A 13,895-nucleotide genomic window follows, 5' to 3' on the forward strand; every position below is an offset into this window, starting at 1 on the left:
CGTGCGGGAGCGCATTCCGGAATGCCGGTACCCACTTTCTGGTTAGGTACTTACATGAGCGTCAGTCTTAGCGACCTGCGAGGACGCAACCCCGAGATCTTCGCCGACGGGTGCCCCACCCGCACGGTGCTCGATCACGTGATGGGCAAGTGGGGCATCCTCGTGCTCGTCGCCCTGTCCGACGGGACGCAGCGATGGGGAGCCCTCCGGCGTAACATCGCCGGGATCAGCGAGAAGATGCTGGCGAGCACCCTCAAGACGCTCGAGGCCGACGGGCTGGTCGCGCGCACCGCCTACCCCGAGGTGCCGCCGCGCGTCGAGTACGCGCTCACCGACCGCGGCCGCGACCTCATGATCCGCGTCATCCCGCTCATGGAGTGGGTCGCCGACAACGCCGACGACATCGTCGCGCGGCGGAGCTGACCATGCGCCTGCCGTCGACGCGTGCCATGCGCGACTCGCTCACCGTCCGCGCACCCCGGCGCGTCCCGCTGCTGCAGGTGACCAAGTCGGCCATCGCGATCGTGGCGGCGTGGCTGATCGCCGGGTGGCTCGTGCAGGGGCCGCCGCCCATCTTCGCCGCCATCGCCGCCCTGCTCGTCGTGCAGCCGAGCATCAACCAGTCGTTCACGCGCGCCGTCGAACGCAGCGTGGGAGTCATCGTCGGCGTGGTCATCGCGGCCCTGCTCGGCCTGGCCTTCGGGTCGCAACCGTGGGTCGCGCTGCTGTCGGCCGGCGTCGCGCTCGTCGTCGCGTGGGCGGCGCGCATCTCGCCCGGTGCGACCAACCAGATCGCGATCAGCGCTCTGCTGGTGCTCGCCCTGGGCACCGCGACCCCCAACTACGCGCTCGACCGCGTGCTCGAGACCCTCATCGGCGCGGCGATCGGCATCGTCGTCAACGCCGTGCTCGTGCCGCCCGTGCTGGTTCCGAGCGCGCGCGAGAAGGTGCAGGTGCTGGGCCGTGAACTGGCCGAGGCGCTCGAGCGTCTCGCCGCCGCCCTCGAGACCCCGCAGACGCCCGCCTCGCTCGAGGGGCTGCTGCTCGAAGCCCGCCTGCTCCGCCCCGTGCGCGACGCCGCGGCGACGGCGATCACCGACGCCACCGACTCTCTTGCCCTCAACCCGCGCAGCGGGAGACACCGCAGCGACCTCGTCGAGATGCGCGACCTGCTCGAACGCTTCTCGCCCGTCGTGACGCAGACGATCGGCATGACCCGCGCCGTCTACGACGGCTACGAGGCCACGATCGCCGACGAACCCGCGGTGCGCGCCATCGCCGAACAACTGCACCGCGCGGCCCACGACGTGCGTCTCGCCTTCGCGGTGGATGCCGGCCCCGAACGCCTCGTCGAGGAGGAGCCGGCACTGACCCGGCCCCTGCAGATCCAGACCCCCTCGACCGCGCACTGGGTGCTCGTCGGGTCGTTGCTGATGGACCTGCACCGCGTGCACGAGACGCTGCGCGACGCCGCCGACTGACCGACGAAAACACGGCATGCGGATGCCGACACCCCGGCCGAACCGCGTGCCGCACCGCCGACGCAGCCGGCGCGCTGTGGATTCGCCGCACGCGGCCCGCGCCGTGCCCCGCGCTGGTTGACTGGGCGCATGGGTACCGCGATGTTCCCCCTCGGCGCCGTCCTCTTCCCGCACACGCCTCTGGCTCTGCGGATCTTCGAGGAGCGCTACCTCGTGATGCTCGGTCGTCTGCTCGACGAGACCGACCCCTCGTTCGGCGTCGTGCTCATCGAACGCGGGACCGAGACGGGCGGCGGCGACCAGCGCTTCGCTCTGGGCACGATGGCCCAGCTCAGCCAGGTCGTGCCCCTCGCCGACCAGATGCAGGTCCTCGCGCACGGAACGCAGCGCTTCGAGATCGTCGAGTGGCTCGACGACGCGCCCTATCCCCGCGCCGACCTCCGCGCCCTGCCCGACCTCGAGTGGAACGACGCGCTCTCCCCTATGCTCGACGAGGCCGAACGCATCGTGCGCCGTGTGCTCGGCAAGGCCCAGCAGTTCGGCGGCACGCGGTGGGATCCCGAGGTCGAACTCGCCGAAGAACCGCTGCCGCGCGCGTGGCAGGTGGCCGCGATCGCCCCGCTCGGCGAACTCGACCAGATGGAGTTGCTGCGCTCGAAGACGCTCGGAGGACTCCTGCGCGCGACGATCGATCTGACCCTCGCCGCCGAGCCGCTGCTCGGCGACCCCGTCCCCGACGGCGTGATCGTCGTCACCGACGACGACCCCACCCCCGGGGACGAGGACTGACCGTCCGGACTCAGTTCAGCGCGCGCACCGACGAGGGGATCACGCCGTCGCCGTACAGGTCGATGGCGAGGTCCTGCAGAGCGGTCAGCGCCACGCGCTGGGTCTGCGGGCCGTACGAGATGCGGGCGACGCCGAGAGCCTCGTACTCCGCGGCCGTGAGCGCCCCGGGCACACCGATGACACTGAGCCGACGTTCGCCGAGGCCCTCCACGAGGCGACGCGTCGTCTCGGCGTCGAGCAGCCCCGGGACGAACACCGAGGTGGCACCCGCCGCGAGGAAGGCACGGCCGCGCTCGACGGCATCCGCCACCTTGTCGTCGAGGGGCCGATCGGCACCCTTGAGGAACACGTCGGTGCGCGCGTTCAGCACGAACGGCACACCCTCCGCCTCACCGGCCGCGATGACCGCTTCGACGGCCGCGATGGCCTCGGCCAGCGGCTTGACGCGGTCCTCGACGTTCGCTCCCACGACTCCCACGCCGATCGCGCGCCGCGTGGTCTCGCCGGGGTTTCCGAAGCCCGAGTCGAGGTCGGCCGTGACAGGCACGTCGACGGCGGCGACGATGCGACCGACCATGTCGAGCATGACGTCGAGGGGGATGTTCTCGCCGTCCTCGTAGCCGAAGGTCGCGGCGATCGAGTGACCGGCCGTGGCGAGCGCCTTGGTCTCGGGCAGCGCCGCGACGGCGGTGGCCGACACGACGTCCCAGATGTTGACGACCCGAAGGATCTCGGGAGCGGTGTGGAGCTGGGCGAAGGCCTGGGCCTTGTCGCTGAGGGCGGTCATGCGTGGTCTCCTGTCGTGCGCGTCTCGTCGTCGACGATGGCCTCGGCGATCAGCGTATCGCCCGCACCGAAGCGGATGAAGCGACCGATCGTCGCGGGCTGGATCAGCACCGCGGCGGCGACGGCGGCGACGTCGGCGCGCGACACCTCGCCCTTGCCCTGCGGAGCCGTGGTGATGCGACCGGTCGGCGGGTCGAGCGTCAGCGTGCCGGGGCCGAGGATGGTCCAGTCGAGCTCGCTCGCGCGCAGGTGGTCGTCGGCCGCGAGCTTCGCGTCGGCGTAGGCGAAGAACGAGTCGTCGGGGTCGATGCCGTGGTCGGGGGTCGAACCGATCCACGACACCATGACGAAGCGACGCACGCCCGCCTGCGCGGCGGCATCGACGGCCCGCTGCGCGCCGTCGCGGTCGACCGCGTACGTGCGCTCGGCGCTCCCGCCGCCCGCTCCGGCCGACCACACGATCGCGTCGGCGCCCGCGAACGCCTCGGCCATCTGATCGACGTCGGCGCTTTCGACGTCGAGCACGAGGGGCGTGCCGCCCGCCTGCTCGATGTCGTCCTTCTGCTCGGGCTTGCGGATGACCGAGGTGGCCTCGTCTCCGCGGTCCGCCAGCAGCCGCGCCAGGTGCAGGGCCACCTTGCCGTGGCCTCCGATGATCACTACACGTTCCATGTCACTGTCCTCCGACTTTCTCGATCGACATCTTCAGGATCACGCGGTCGGCGCTGTCCGGTGGCGCCTCCTGTTCCGCGTTGCCGTAACGCTTTCCGAGGTGCACGTAGAACGCGCCCGTCGGATCGGGCTCGGCCTCGACGAGCCGGCCGCGCACTTCGATGTAGCGGTAGGGCTGCGCCGGGTCGAAGACCATCAGGCTCATCGAGGGGTTCTGCTGCAGGTTGCGGAACTTCTGCCGCGTGGTCGTGTGCGTGAACAGCAGGTGCTCGCCGTCGAAGTCGAACCACATCGGATTCACCTGCACCGTTCCGTCGGGACGGACGGTGCCGAGGCTTCCGTAGTTCGGGTTCTCGAGCAGGTCGCGGTGCGCGTCGGGGATCATGCGTGTCCTTTCGCCGAGGATCCGCTCACGACCGTACGCCGAACCTCCGACACGCCCGTTCGGGCTTGACGCCTCGCCCCGGGCCGCTCGTCCGCCGCGCTAGTCCACGTCGCCGTCGACGTAGACCCAGCGGCCCGCGCGGCGCACGAACCGGCTGCGCTCGCGCAGTTCGCCCGCGTCGTTCCCGTGCCGCCAGCGCGCGCGAAAGCTCACCTCCGCGGCATCCGCCCCCTCCTCCGCCGACATGATGTCGAGGCCGATCCACTGGGTGCCGTCGCCGACCTCGATCTCGTCGGGACGGGTGCGCGGATGCCACGAGCGCGCGAGGTGAGCCGCATCGCCGATCGCGAAGGCGGTGTAGCGCGACCGCATCAACCGCTCGGCCCCGGGCGCCGGCTCTCCGTCGAGGAGGGGGCCGCAGTGCGTCCCGAACTCTCCCTCGCCGCACGGGCACGCGTCGGTGGCGGAGGGGCGGACGGATGCCGAGCCGAAAGACATCCCGCCACTCTAGGTCGCGGTGTCGGACCCCCGTGCCAGGATCAGGGTGTGACCGACCGCCTCATGCTCCTCGACACCGCGTCGCTGTACTTTTGCGCGGATAGCGCCGCGTTGGGCTAGGCCCGCCATTTCGTCAGCAGGGCGCGCACCGTCGTCTCGTACTGCACTCGATCGAAACGCAGAGTGAATGCCGGGGCATCCGGTAGCACGTCGCCGGTCGATCCATCTTGGTACGCGACATCTCGCCATTCGACCGTGCTTTCCGTCACACGCACCTCGGCAGTGACGGCGCCGCAGTCCAAGCCGCCACATGTGGGGCAGAAGAGCAGGCCAGTGCGACCGTCGCTGAAGCGGAGCGAGGAGTCCATGCCGGGTGTGTCCTCGGAGAGGAGCGCTCGCAGGCTCTCGATCGCGTACTGGTCGCCTGAAGAATGGTCTGCGAGAAGGGTGATGTCCTCACACGCCCGACCATCGGAGGACGTCAGGCGGTCGCGAAGCGGCCGACCGTCGATGGTCCAGTCGAGAAACCTCACCGGCGCGACGGCGACGATCTCCGCACGCGGTCGGAGGAATCCCCGCCACGCGGTCTCCCATCGTTCACGCTCCGCCCACTGCGCGCCGAGCACGGCGAGAGGGTCGGTTGGAGAAGCCATGGGCGCGAGCCTATCGACGTCGTAGCGACGGAGAGCGGGTCGCTGGAGTGGCGAGGCTGTCGGTCGAGCTTCAGGTGAATATCAGAGGCAGTGCAAAGAGATAGAAGACGGCGGCCACACCAGAGACGAGGAGGGAGCCGACGCTCAGCGAGAGCGCCGCTCCGCGACGCGCAGCCGGCGCAGACCGACTAGCGCGCACGCAGAAGATCGAACCGACGACGGCGAGCACGCCGGACAACACGCCGCAAAACCAGGAGGAGAACGCGCCCATTCCCTCAACGGGATTGCTGTGCGCCTCCGCAATAGCAGCCCACAGAGCCAATCCGCCGACCCCAGTGGCCAGGATTGAGGCGGCGGACCCCGCGGCGATGCCGATGAACGATGCCCGCCTGCCCGACACTCTGCCCGCTGACATGACGAGAGCCTACAAGCGCACCGCTGACCGCAGACTTCCTTCGCGTCCCGATCCCGGATGCTCCCCGATACGCTGGCGGCGTGCCCCACCGCTCTGAGAAACTGCTTTTGCTCGACACCGCGTCGCTGTACTTCCGCGCCTTTTACGGGGTGCCCGACAAGGTGAAGGCCCCCGACGGCACCTCGGTCAATGCGGCGCGGGGTCTGCTCGACATGATCGCCAAGCTCGTCACCACCTACGAGCCCACGCGCCTCGTCGCCTGCTGGGACGACGACTGGCGTCCCGCGTGGCGCGTCGACCTCCTGCCGACTTACAAGGCGCACCGCGTCGTCGAGGCGGTCGCGACCGGCCCCGACGTCGAAGAGGTGCCCGACCCGCTCGAGGCGCAGCTGCCGGTCATCCGTGCGGCGCTCGAGGTGCTCGGCATCCCGATCTCGGGGGCGAGCGACCACGAGGCCGACGACGTGATCGGCACCCTCGCGACCCGCGCCGACGTGCCGGTCGACATCGTCACGGGCGACCGCGACCTGTTCCAGCTCGTCGACGACGACCGCGGCATCCGCGTCGTGTACACGGCGCGCGGCATGAGCAACCTCGAGATCGTCGACGATGCGGCCGTCGTCTCCAAGTACGGGGTGCACGCCGCGCAGTACGCCGATTTCGCGGCTCTGCGAGGCGACCCCTCCGACGGACTGCCCGGTGTCACCGGCATCGGCGAGAAGTCCGCGGCGTCGCTGCTCGCGGCCTGCGCGACCCTCGACGGCATCCGCGCGGCCGCCGCCGACGGCAGTGCCGGCACGCCCGCCCAGCGCGCGAAGATCCTCGCCGCCTCCGACTACCTCGACGTCGCGCCGACGGTCGTGCGCGTCGCGCGCGATCTCGACCTCGCGCCCTTCGACGACCGACTGCGTCCCGTCGACCACGACGCCGCGGTGGCTCTCGCCGACACCTGGAACCTCGGATCGTCGATGACCCGCGTGCTCGCCGCGCTGCCGCACTGAGCCTCAGCGGGTGCGCTCGAGCCACTCCTTCAGCTTCTCGAGCGGCCACGTCGTGACGATCCGGTCGACCGGAACCCCGAGCGCCTCGGCACGTGCGGCGCCGTGATCGAGCAGTGAGAGCTGTCCGGGCGCGTGCGCGTCGGAATCGATGGAGAACAGGCACCCGGCCTCGATCGCCATCGCCAGCAGCTCGTCGGGCGGATCCTGCCGCTCGGGCCGCGAGTTGATCTCGACCGCGACACCAGACTCCGCGCACGCGGCGAACACGGCCGCCGCGTCGAACTCCGACGGAGGGCGCGTGCCCCGCGCTCCCTCGACCAGTCGGCCGGTGACGTGTCCGAGCACGTCGACCCGCGGATCCCCCGCCGCCGCCACCAGACGCTTCGTCATGGGGGCGCGGTCCATGCGCAGTTTCGAATGGGCGGATGCCACGACCACATCGAGCGCGTGCAGCAGCTCGTCCTCCTGGTCGAGCGCGCCGTCGTCGAGGATGTCGACCTCGATGCCCGTCAGCAGCGTGAAGCCGTCGCCGCGGTGCCCGCGCACGATGTCCATCTGCGCGCGCAGGCGTTCGGGCGACAGCCCGTTCGCCACCGTCAGGCGGGGCGAGTGGTCGGTGAGGGCGAGGTACTCGTGCCCCAGCCCGCGGGCGGCGTCGACCATCGCCTCGATCGGGGTGAGCCCGTCCGACCAGTCGCTGTGGCTGTGCAGGTCGCCCCGCAGGCGCGCACGCAGCTCGGCTCCGCCGACGGGCGCCGCCTCGGCGCGGAGCGTCGCGAGACGCTCGGGCACCTCACCCGCGAGGGCCTGGGTGATCACCGCGTACGTCGAATCACCGATGCCCGCGCGGCGTCGCAGGGCGGGATCGCGCAGTTCGGCGTCGCTGAGCCCGTCGATCGCGGCGGCGGCGGTACGGAACGCTTTGCTCTTATAGCGCGACGACCTCTCCCGCTCGAGCAGATACGCGATCTCGGTGAGGGCGTCGAGCGGGTTCACGATCTACTCCGCCAGAGCCTTCGACGTGTCGACCCACGCGTCGAGCTTGGCCTCGGCGCGCCCGTCGTCGATCGCGGCGGCGGCGTCGGCCATCGCCTCGGCCAGGCGCTCGAGGATGGGGCGCTGTACCTGGGTCGCGTCGCGGAACAGCCGGAACGAGACCAGTCCCGCCGCCGCGTTCAACAGCACGATGTCGCGAACGGGACCCGACTCGCCGCCGAGCACGCGGCGCACGACGGTGGCGTTGTGGTCGGGAGTCCCGCCCAGCAGGTCGTCCATGTCGGCGAGAGGAAGGCCGAGGTCGCGCGGGTCGAGGTCGTGCTCGTGCACGTCGCCGCGGCTGATCTCCCACACGCGGCTGTGGCCGGTGGTGGTCAGCTCGTCGAGACCGTCGTCGCCGCGGAACACCAGCGCGGTCGCGCCGCGCGTGCGGAACACGCCCGTGATCAGCGGCACGCGGTCGAGGTGCGCGACGCCGACGGCGTTCGCTTCGGCGCGCGCGGGGTTGCACAGCGGGCCGAGGAAGTTGAAGACCGTCGGCACGCCGAGCTCCGACCGCGTAGCGGCCGCGTGGCGGAAGCCGGGGTGGAACGCGGAGGCGAAGGCGAAGGTGATGCCCGTGCGGTCAAGGATCTCGGCGACCTTCTCGGGCGACAGCGTCAGCGCGATGCCCAACGACGACAACACGTCGGATGATCCGGATGCCGAGCTGGCGGCGCGATTGCCGTGCTTGACGACGGGGACTCCGGATGCCGCGGCCACCACGGCCGCCATCGTCGAGATGTTGACGGTGCCGTAGCGGTCCCCGCCGGTACCGACGATGTCGAGCACGTCCGCGCGGACGGGGAGGGGCACCGCCGCCTCGAGGATGGCGTCGCGGAAGCCGACGATCTCCTCGACGGTCTCGCCCTTGGCTCGCAGCGCCATGAGGAATCCGGCCAGTTGAGAGGGCGTCGCGCGCCCCGCCATGACCTCGCGCATCGCCCACGTGGACTCCGACACGCTGAGGTCGTCGCCGGCGAGCAGCGAGGCGAGAAGATCGGGCCAGGTGAAGCGTTCCGCCATGCGGCAATCCTTTCACAGCGACCTGTCCTCGCGTGTCGCGTTCGAGCGCCGCGGACGGTCGCCGCGGAACACCCGTCGCACCGGGGATTATCCGCAGATTCTGAGGCTTCCCTAAGTCTCGACGATGGAATATCTCAAGTTGGGGATGGGAATATCCCGTCGCAGGATCGCGCATAATGGGATGGTGACGACCTCAGCGACGTATTCCCAGGCCGTGCGTGCCGTGAAGCGACCCGACCCGGTCGCCGTTGGCACCATCGTGTGGCTGGGCAGCGAGGTCATGTTCTTCGCCGGCCTGTTCGCGATCTACTTCACCCTGCGCAGCACCTCGGCCTCCCTGTGGGCTGACGAGACGCAGCTGCTCAACGTCCCCTTCGCGACCGTCAACACGATCATCCTCGTGCTGTCCTCGGTCACGTGCCAGATGGGCGTGTTCGCCGCCGAGCGGTACCAGCCGTACCGCACCGGTGCGCGGGCCGGCATCCTCAAGTGGGGCATGGTCGAGTGGTTCTACCTCACCTTCATCCTCGGCGCGGTCTTCGTGTCGGGCCAGGTGTGGGAGTACGCGACGCTGGTTGCCGAGGGCATGCCCATCAGCGCCAACCCCTACGCATCTGCCTTCTATCTCACCACCGGCTTCCACGCCCTGCACGTGACGGGTGGCCTCATCGCCTTCCTTCTCGTGATCGGCCGCGCGTACGCCGTGAAGAACTTCGGCCGCAAAGAGATGACCACCTCGATCGTCGTGTCGTACTACTGGCACTTCGTCGACGTCGTCTGGATCGCCCTGTTCTTCGTCATCTACTTCCTCAAGTAAGAGAGCTGTACTCACATGGCACGCGAGAAGAAGACTCGTCGGGCGTCCGGGCGTCGTAGCCCCCTGGCCGCCGCCGCGCTGATCGGAATCGGACTCCTCCTCACCGGAGGCGTCTACGCCGGCGCATCGGCCGCGATGGCCGCCACCTCCGACACCCCCGTCAGCGAAGCCAACTCGGCGACGGCGGTCGAAGAGGGCCAGAAGCTGTTCCAGGCCAACTGCGCCACCTGTCACGGTCTCGACCTGCAGGGCAGCGACCAGGGTCCCTCGCTCTTCGGCGTCGGCGAGCTGTCGGTGCACTTCCAGGTGTCGACCGGCCGCATGCCCCTGCAGGCGCAGGGCCCGCAGGCTCCGGTCAAGCCGGTGCAGTTCACGGAAGAGCAGACCAACGCGATCGCCGCCTACGTGCAGTCCGCGGCCCCCGGTCCGTCGTACCCGTCGAACGAACTCCTCGACGGCGAGGGCGACCTCTCGCACGGTGCAGAGCTGTTCCGCATCAACTGCGCCATGTGCCACAACGTCGCCGGCGCCGGCGGCGCGCTGACCGAGGGCAAGTACGCCCCCGATCTGCACAGCACGACCCCGGTCAACATCTACGCGGCAATGGTCACGGGCCCGCAGAACATGCCCGTCTTCAACGACCTCAACCTCACCCCCGAAGACAAGCGCGACGTCATCTCGTACCTGATGTACCTCCAGAAGACGGACTCCCCCGGCGGCTACGCCCTGGGCTCGCTCGGACCGGTGTCGGAGGGTCTGTTCATCTGGATCTTCGGAATCGGGGCGCTCATCGCCCTCACCGTCTGGATCACGGCGAAGTCCAACTGACCGTCGTCTTCGACATCACGTAAACGCACGAGGAGCACCATGGCACACGAGGACGACGCACTCGAGCACGAGAGGGCTTCCTGGAAGCCCGGCTCGGGCCTCGCCGTCGCGGTTCCGGACGCCGCGGCGAATCCGGGACTCCCCGGCCACCGTCAGCGCATGACGGACAAAGACCCGCAGGAGATGAAGCGCGCGGTCCGCACGGTCTACACGCTGTTCTACATCTCGGTCGCGGCGAGCATCTGGGCGAGCATCGCCTACATGATCTTCCCGATCGAGTCGGGGTCGATGATCGACATCCGGTACAACAACCTCTTCATCGGACTCGGCATCGCCTTCGCGCTGCTCGCGATCGGCATCGGCACCATTCACTGGGGCAAGTCGGTCATGTCCGACAAGGAGTTCATCGAAGACCGTCACGGCACGCGTGGTCGCGACGAGGTCCGCGAGGGCGCGGTCAACGTCTTCGTCGAGGCCGAGAAGGACTCCGGCTTCGGCCGTCGCGAAATCATTCGCAACTCGCTCTTCGCCGCCCTCGCGGCGTCGATCATCCCCGGCATCACCCTGTTCCGCGGTCTCGCCCCGCAGGACGTCGACCCGGTGACCGCGCTCAGCCACACCATGTGGAAGCAGGGCATGCGCCTGGCCCACGACCCCTCCGGTCGTCCCATCCGCGCCGCCGACGTCACCCTCGGTTCCGCGTTCCACGTCATCCCCGAAGAACTCGCCGGCCTGGGCCACGACGAGGGCTACCTCGAGGAGAAGGCCAAGGCGATCGTCCTGCTCATGCGCATGCAGCCCGAGCAGCTCAATCCCGAGACCAACAAGCTGGACTGGTCGTACGACGGCATCATCGCGTACTCGAAGGTCTGCACCCACGTCGGTTGCCCCGTGGCACTGTACGAGCAGCAGACCCACCACCTCCTGTGCCCCTGCCACCAGTCGCAGTTCGACGTCGCCAACGGCGCGGCCGTCATCTTCGGCCCGGCCGCCCGTCCTTTGCCGCAGCTCCCCATCACCGTCGACGCCGAGGGTTACCTCGTCGCCCAGAGTGACTTCCAGGAGCCCGTCGGCCCCAGCTTCTGGGAGCGCTCATGAGCACCGGTACCCATCCCACCGAAAACGTCGTCACCGAGCCGGCCGTCTACTCCGGTCCGCCGCAGGCGCCCGCCGGCCGTGACGGCAAGCCGCTCGGCGGCAAGTTCGTCGGTGCCGCCGCGAACTACCTCGACGAGCGCACGAGCATGTCGGGTCTGGTCAAGGAGCTGGGTCGCAAGATCTTCCCCGACCACTGGTCGTTCATGCTCGGCGAGATCGCGCTGTGGAGCTTCGTCGTCGTGCTGCTCTCGGGCACATTCCTGACGTTCTTCTTCCAGGCCTCCATGGTCGAGACGCACTACAACGGTGCGTACGAGCCCATGCGCGGTATCGCGATGTCGGCCGCCATGGAGTCGGCGTTGCACATCTCGTTCGATCTGCGCGGCGGTCTGCTCGTACGCCAGATCCACCACTGGGCGGCCCTCGTGTTCGTCGCCGGTATCGGCGTGCACATGCTGCGCGTGTTCTTCACCGGCGCGTTCCGCAAGCCCCGCGAGCTCAACTGGGTGGTCGGCTTCATCCTCTTCATCCTCGCGATGGCCGAGGGCTTCACCGGCTATTCGCTCCCCGACGACCTGCTGTCGGGCAACGGCCTCCGCATCATCGACGGCATGATCAAGGGTCTGCCGATCATCGGCACCTGGACCTCGTTCCTCCTCTTCGGTGGCGAGTTCCCGGGCACCGCGATCGTCGGTCGTCTCTACACGCTGCACATCCTCCTGCTGCCCGCGATCCTCGTGGCGCTGCTGGCCGTGCACCTCATGCTGATGATCATCAACAAGCACACGCAGTTCGCCGGGCCCGCCCGCACGAACAGCAACGTCGTGGGCTACCCGATCCTCCCGGTGTACGCCTCCAAGATGGGTGGCTTCTTCTTCATCACGTTCGGTGTGATCGTCCTGATCGCCGCGCTCGTGACGATCAACCCGATCTGGAACTACGGCCCCTACGACCCGTCTCCGGTGTCGGCCGGTACCCAGCCCGACTGGTACATCGGCTTCGCCGACGGCATGCTGCGCCTGATCCCGCCGCACCTCGAGTTCGTCCTCTGGGACCGCACGTTCTCGTGGAACATCATCATCCCGGTCGGCGTGCTCGGACTGTTCATCGTCCTCGTGCTGGTCTACCCCTTCATCGAGGCGTGGGTCACGGGTGACAAGCGCGAGCACCACATCGCTCAGCGTCCGCGCAACGCCGCGACGCGTACCGCGATCGGTGCGGCCGGCGTCACGTTCTACGCCGTCATGTGGGCTGCCGCCTCGTCGGACATCATCGCCACGCACTTCCACCTCACGATGGAGGGCGTCATCCACGCCCTGCAGGCGTTGCTCATCCTCGGGCCGATCCTGGCGTACTTCGTCACCAAGCGCATTTGCATCGCGCTTCAGAAGAAGGACCGCGAGATCGCGCTCCACGGCTACGAGTCGGGTCGCATCGTCCGCCTTCCCGGTGGCGAGTACATCGAGGTCCACCAGCCGGTCGACGAGTTCGAGCGCTGGAAGCTCGTGGACAACGAGACCTACGAGCCGCTTGTCGTGCGTCCCAACGACCAGGGTCAGATCCCCTGGCACGAGAACTTCCGCGCCTCGGTGTCGCGTTGGTTCTTTGAGGACCGTCTTGCTCCCCTCACCCAGGCCGAGCTCGACGCCGCGGTCGCCCACCAGCACCACGAGCTCGATCACATCGACCACGAAGAGGCCGACGAGATCGCCGGTGCGAATGCTCGCGCCGACGAAGACGGCCGTCCGCGCAACGCCATCGGCGAGCGTGTCGAGGTCGAGATCCCCGCTCCGAAGGGACTCGAGGAGCGCAACCGCCCCTCCGGTGACAAGAGCGAGTAATCACTCCGCAGGAATCACGAGACCCCGGTGCTTCGGCACCGGGGTCTCGTCGTTCGTGCGAGGGGGTGACCTGGCAGAGATCGGTGCTCTCGTGGCATCCGGGGTCGTGGCTCCCCGTCGCAACCCGATCTAGCGTGTGGGTCATGTCAGACGCCACCCTGTTCTTCTCCGCACGACTCGCCCACGAGACGGACCCCTCCGACGTGTACGCCGCTCAGAAAGCCGGAGAGCGCTTCGTGTTGGTCGACGTACGCGGCGACGAGGCATGGCAGCAGGGGCGCATCAGCGGCGCCATGCACATGCCGTACCGCTTCATCTCCGACCGTGCACCGGACGAGATCCCGATCGACATGCCGGTGGTCGTGTACTGCTGGAGCCCGGGGTGCAACGCGGGCGTGAAGGGCGCCCTCGCGTTCGCCCAGCTGGGGTACGAGGTGCGGGAGATGATCGGCGGCTACGAGTACTGGGTGCGCGAAGGTCAGCCATTCGAAAACGACCGTGGGCCCTGCGACCGCGTCTTCGACCCCACGGTGATGGTCGTCCGCACCTGATCGTTAGGCTGTCGGGACG

Annotated in this window: 17 protein-coding genes; 9 read left to right on the plus strand and 8 right to left on the minus strand. The window is 69.0% G+C overall.

The window, feature by feature from the left end:
• Positions 1–54: 54 nt before the first annotated feature.
• The 3 genes from ABXS86_RS04185 to ABXS86_RS04195 all read left to right on the plus strand — a co-directional run bounded on the left by ABXS86_RS04185 (position 55) and on the right by ABXS86_RS04195 (position 2,270).
• Positions 55–423 (plus strand): winged helix-turn-helix transcriptional regulator, encoded by a 369-nt coding sequence (locus ABXS86_RS04185; RefSeq protein ID WP_307210504.1) that lies wholly within the window; start codon positions 55–57, stop codon positions 421–423.
• 2 nt (positions 424–425) lie between these two features.
• On the plus strand, positions 426–1,481 hold the full coding sequence (locus ABXS86_RS04190) for an FUSC family protein (protein WP_353665718.1): 1,056 nt from the start codon (positions 426–428) through the stop codon (positions 1,479–1,481).
• Between the two features lie 129 nt (positions 1,482–1,610).
• Positions 1,611–2,270 carry an LON peptidase substrate-binding domain-containing protein gene (locus ABXS86_RS04195; protein WP_353665719.1) on the plus strand — a complete coding sequence of 220 codons (660 nt, stop codon included), beginning with the start codon at positions 1,611–1,613 and terminating at the stop codon, positions 2,268–2,270.
• 10 nt (positions 2,271–2,280) lie between these two features.
• Here ABXS86_RS04195 and ABXS86_RS04200 read toward each other — a convergent pair whose 3' ends face one another.
• From ABXS86_RS04200 to ABXS86_RS04225, 6 genes are all read right to left on the minus strand, one after another.
• Complete coding sequence (locus ABXS86_RS04200) at positions 2,281–3,057, minus strand: isocitrate lyase/phosphoenolpyruvate mutase family protein (protein ID WP_353665720.1); 777 nt, start codon at positions 3,055–3,057, stop codon at positions 2,281–2,283.
• Positions 3,054–3,728: an SDR family oxidoreductase gene (locus ABXS86_RS04205; protein ID WP_353665721.1), complete on the minus strand. Its 675-nt coding sequence runs from the start codon at positions 3,726–3,728 to the stop codon at positions 3,054–3,056. The genes ABXS86_RS04200 and ABXS86_RS04205 overlap by 4 nt, the downstream gene beginning before the upstream one ends.
• Before the next feature lies 1 nt (position 3,729).
• Complete coding sequence (locus ABXS86_RS04210) at positions 3,730–4,113, minus strand: PPOX class F420-dependent oxidoreductase (protein WP_144831687.1); 384 nt, start codon at positions 4,111–4,113, stop codon at positions 3,730–3,732.
• 99 nt (positions 4,114–4,212) lie between these two features.
• Positions 4,213–4,611, minus strand: coding sequence for a YchJ family protein (locus ABXS86_RS04215; RefSeq protein ID WP_353665722.1), 399 nt, complete (start codon positions 4,609–4,611; stop codon positions 4,213–4,215).
• A gap of 116 nt (positions 4,612–4,727) precedes the next feature.
• Positions 4,728–5,264: a hypothetical protein gene (locus tag ABXS86_RS04220; protein ID WP_353665723.1), complete on the minus strand. Its 537-nt coding sequence runs from the start codon at positions 5,262–5,264 to the stop codon at positions 4,728–4,730.
• Between the two features lie 70 nt (positions 5,265–5,334).
• Positions 5,335–5,679 carry a hypothetical protein gene (locus tag ABXS86_RS04225; RefSeq protein WP_353665724.1) on the minus strand — a complete coding sequence of 115 codons (345 nt, stop codon included), beginning with the start codon at positions 5,677–5,679 and terminating at the stop codon, positions 5,335–5,337.
• 80 nt (positions 5,680–5,759) lie between these two features.
• Here ABXS86_RS04225 and ABXS86_RS04230 point away from each other — a divergent pair, with 80 nt between their 5' ends.
• Positions 5,760–6,680 (plus strand): 5'-3' exonuclease, encoded by a 921-nt coding sequence (locus ABXS86_RS04230; RefSeq protein ID WP_353665725.1) that lies wholly within the window; start codon positions 5,760–5,762, stop codon positions 6,678–6,680.
• 3 nt (positions 6,681–6,683) lie between these two features.
• On the opposite strand, the gene ABXS86_RS04235 is transcribed toward ABXS86_RS04230, so the two are convergent.
• Together ABXS86_RS04235 and trpD are read right to left on the minus strand one after the other, a co-directional pair.
• On the minus strand, positions 6,684–7,676 hold the full coding sequence (locus ABXS86_RS04235; protein WP_353665726.1) for a PHP domain-containing protein: 993 nt from the start codon (positions 7,674–7,676) through the stop codon (positions 6,684–6,686).
• 3 nt (positions 7,677–7,679) lie between these two features.
• Positions 7,680–8,741, minus strand: coding sequence for an anthranilate phosphoribosyltransferase (gene trpD, locus ABXS86_RS04240; protein ID WP_251503598.1), 1,062 nt, complete (start codon positions 8,739–8,741; stop codon positions 7,680–7,682).
• 181 nt (positions 8,742–8,922) lie between these two features.
• Between trpD and ABXS86_RS04245 the strand changes: the two genes are divergently transcribed.
• The 5 genes from ABXS86_RS04245 to ABXS86_RS04265 all read left to right on the plus strand — a co-directional run bounded on the left by ABXS86_RS04245 (position 8,923) and on the right by ABXS86_RS04265 (position 13,876).
• The gene (locus ABXS86_RS04245; protein ID WP_144827891.1) at positions 8,923–9,558 is read left to right on the plus strand and encodes a heme-copper oxidase subunit III; all 636 of its coding nucleotides are present in this window, start codon (positions 8,923–8,925) and stop codon (positions 9,556–9,558) included.
• A 15-nt stretch (positions 9,559–9,573) separates the two neighbouring features.
• Positions 9,574–10,386 carry a c-type cytochrome gene (locus ABXS86_RS04250; protein ID WP_144827894.1) on the plus strand — a complete coding sequence of 271 codons (813 nt, stop codon included), beginning with the start codon at positions 9,574–9,576 and terminating at the stop codon, positions 10,384–10,386.
• Between the two features lie 39 nt (positions 10,387–10,425).
• Positions 10,426–11,484, plus strand: a complete 1,059-nt coding sequence (locus ABXS86_RS04255; RefSeq protein ID WP_144827897.1) for a ubiquinol-cytochrome c reductase iron-sulfur subunit — start codon at positions 10,426–10,428, stop codon at positions 11,482–11,484.
• Positions 11,481–13,325 (plus strand): cytochrome b, encoded by a 1,845-nt coding sequence (locus tag ABXS86_RS04260; RefSeq protein ID WP_144827899.1) that lies wholly within the window; start codon positions 11,481–11,483, stop codon positions 13,323–13,325. The genes ABXS86_RS04255 and ABXS86_RS04260 overlap by 4 nt, the downstream gene beginning before the upstream one ends.
• A 143-nt stretch (positions 13,326–13,468) precedes the next feature.
• Complete coding sequence (locus tag ABXS86_RS04265; protein WP_353665727.1) at positions 13,469–13,876, plus strand: rhodanese-like domain-containing protein; 408 nt, start codon at positions 13,469–13,471, stop codon at positions 13,874–13,876.
• The last annotated feature ends 19 nt before the right edge of the window (positions 13,877–13,895 follow it).

Source organism: Microbacterium sp. che218, assembly GCF_040436305.1.
In the GTDB taxonomy this organism is placed as follows: Bacteria; Actinomycetota; Actinomycetes; order Actinomycetales; family Microbacteriaceae; genus Microbacterium; species Microbacterium algihabitans.

Excerpts from the sequence above, each read along its gene's own strand:
- ABXS86_RS04185 (WP_307210504.1), top strand. The coding sequence starts at position 55 with ATGAGCGTCAGTCTTAGCGACCTGCGAGGACGCAACCCCGAGATCTTC.
- ABXS86_RS04190 (WP_353665718.1), top strand. The coding sequence starts at position 426 with ATGCGCCTGCCGTCGACGCGTGCCATGCGCGACTCGCTCACCGTCCGC.
- ABXS86_RS04195 (WP_353665719.1), top strand. The coding sequence starts at position 1,611 with ATGGGTACCGCGATGTTCCCCCTCGGCGCCGTCCTCTTCCCGCACACG.
- ABXS86_RS04200 (WP_353665720.1), bottom strand. The coding sequence starts at position 3,057 with ATGACCGCCCTCAGCGACAAGGCCCAGGCCTTCGCCCAGCTCCACACC.
- ABXS86_RS04205 (WP_353665721.1), bottom strand. The coding sequence starts at position 3,728 with ATGGAACGTGTAGTGATCATCGGAGGCCACGGCAAGGTGGCCCTGCAC.
- ABXS86_RS04210 (WP_144831687.1), bottom strand. The coding sequence starts at position 4,113 with ATGATCCCCGACGCGCACCGCGACCTGCTCGAGAACCCGAACTACGGA.
- ABXS86_RS04215 (WP_353665722.1), bottom strand. The coding sequence starts at position 4,611 with ATGTCTTTCGGCTCGGCATCCGTCCGCCCCTCCGCCACCGACGCGTGC.
- ABXS86_RS04220 (WP_353665723.1), bottom strand. The coding sequence starts at position 5,264 with ATGGCTTCTCCAACCGACCCTCTCGCCGTGCTCGGCGCGCAGTGGGCG.
- ABXS86_RS04225 (WP_353665724.1), bottom strand. The coding sequence starts at position 5,679 with ATGTCAGCGGGCAGAGTGTCGGGCAGGCGGGCATCGTTCATCGGCATC.
- trpD (WP_251503598.1), bottom strand. The coding sequence starts at position 8,741 with ATGGCGGAACGCTTCACCTGGCCCGATCTTCTCGCCTCGCTGCTCGCC.
- ABXS86_RS04245 (WP_144827891.1), top strand. The coding sequence starts at position 8,923 with ATGGTGACGACCTCAGCGACGTATTCCCAGGCCGTGCGTGCCGTGAAG.
- ABXS86_RS04250 (WP_144827894.1), top strand. The coding sequence starts at position 9,574 with ATGGCACGCGAGAAGAAGACTCGTCGGGCGTCCGGGCGTCGTAGCCCC.
- ABXS86_RS04255 (WP_144827897.1), top strand. The coding sequence starts at position 10,426 with ATGGCACACGAGGACGACGCACTCGAGCACGAGAGGGCTTCCTGGAAG.
- ABXS86_RS04260 (WP_144827899.1), top strand. The coding sequence starts at position 11,481 with ATGAGCACCGGTACCCATCCCACCGAAAACGTCGTCACCGAGCCGGCC.
- ABXS86_RS04265 (WP_353665727.1), top strand. The coding sequence starts at position 13,469 with ATGTCAGACGCCACCCTGTTCTTCTCCGCACGACTCGCCCACGAGACG.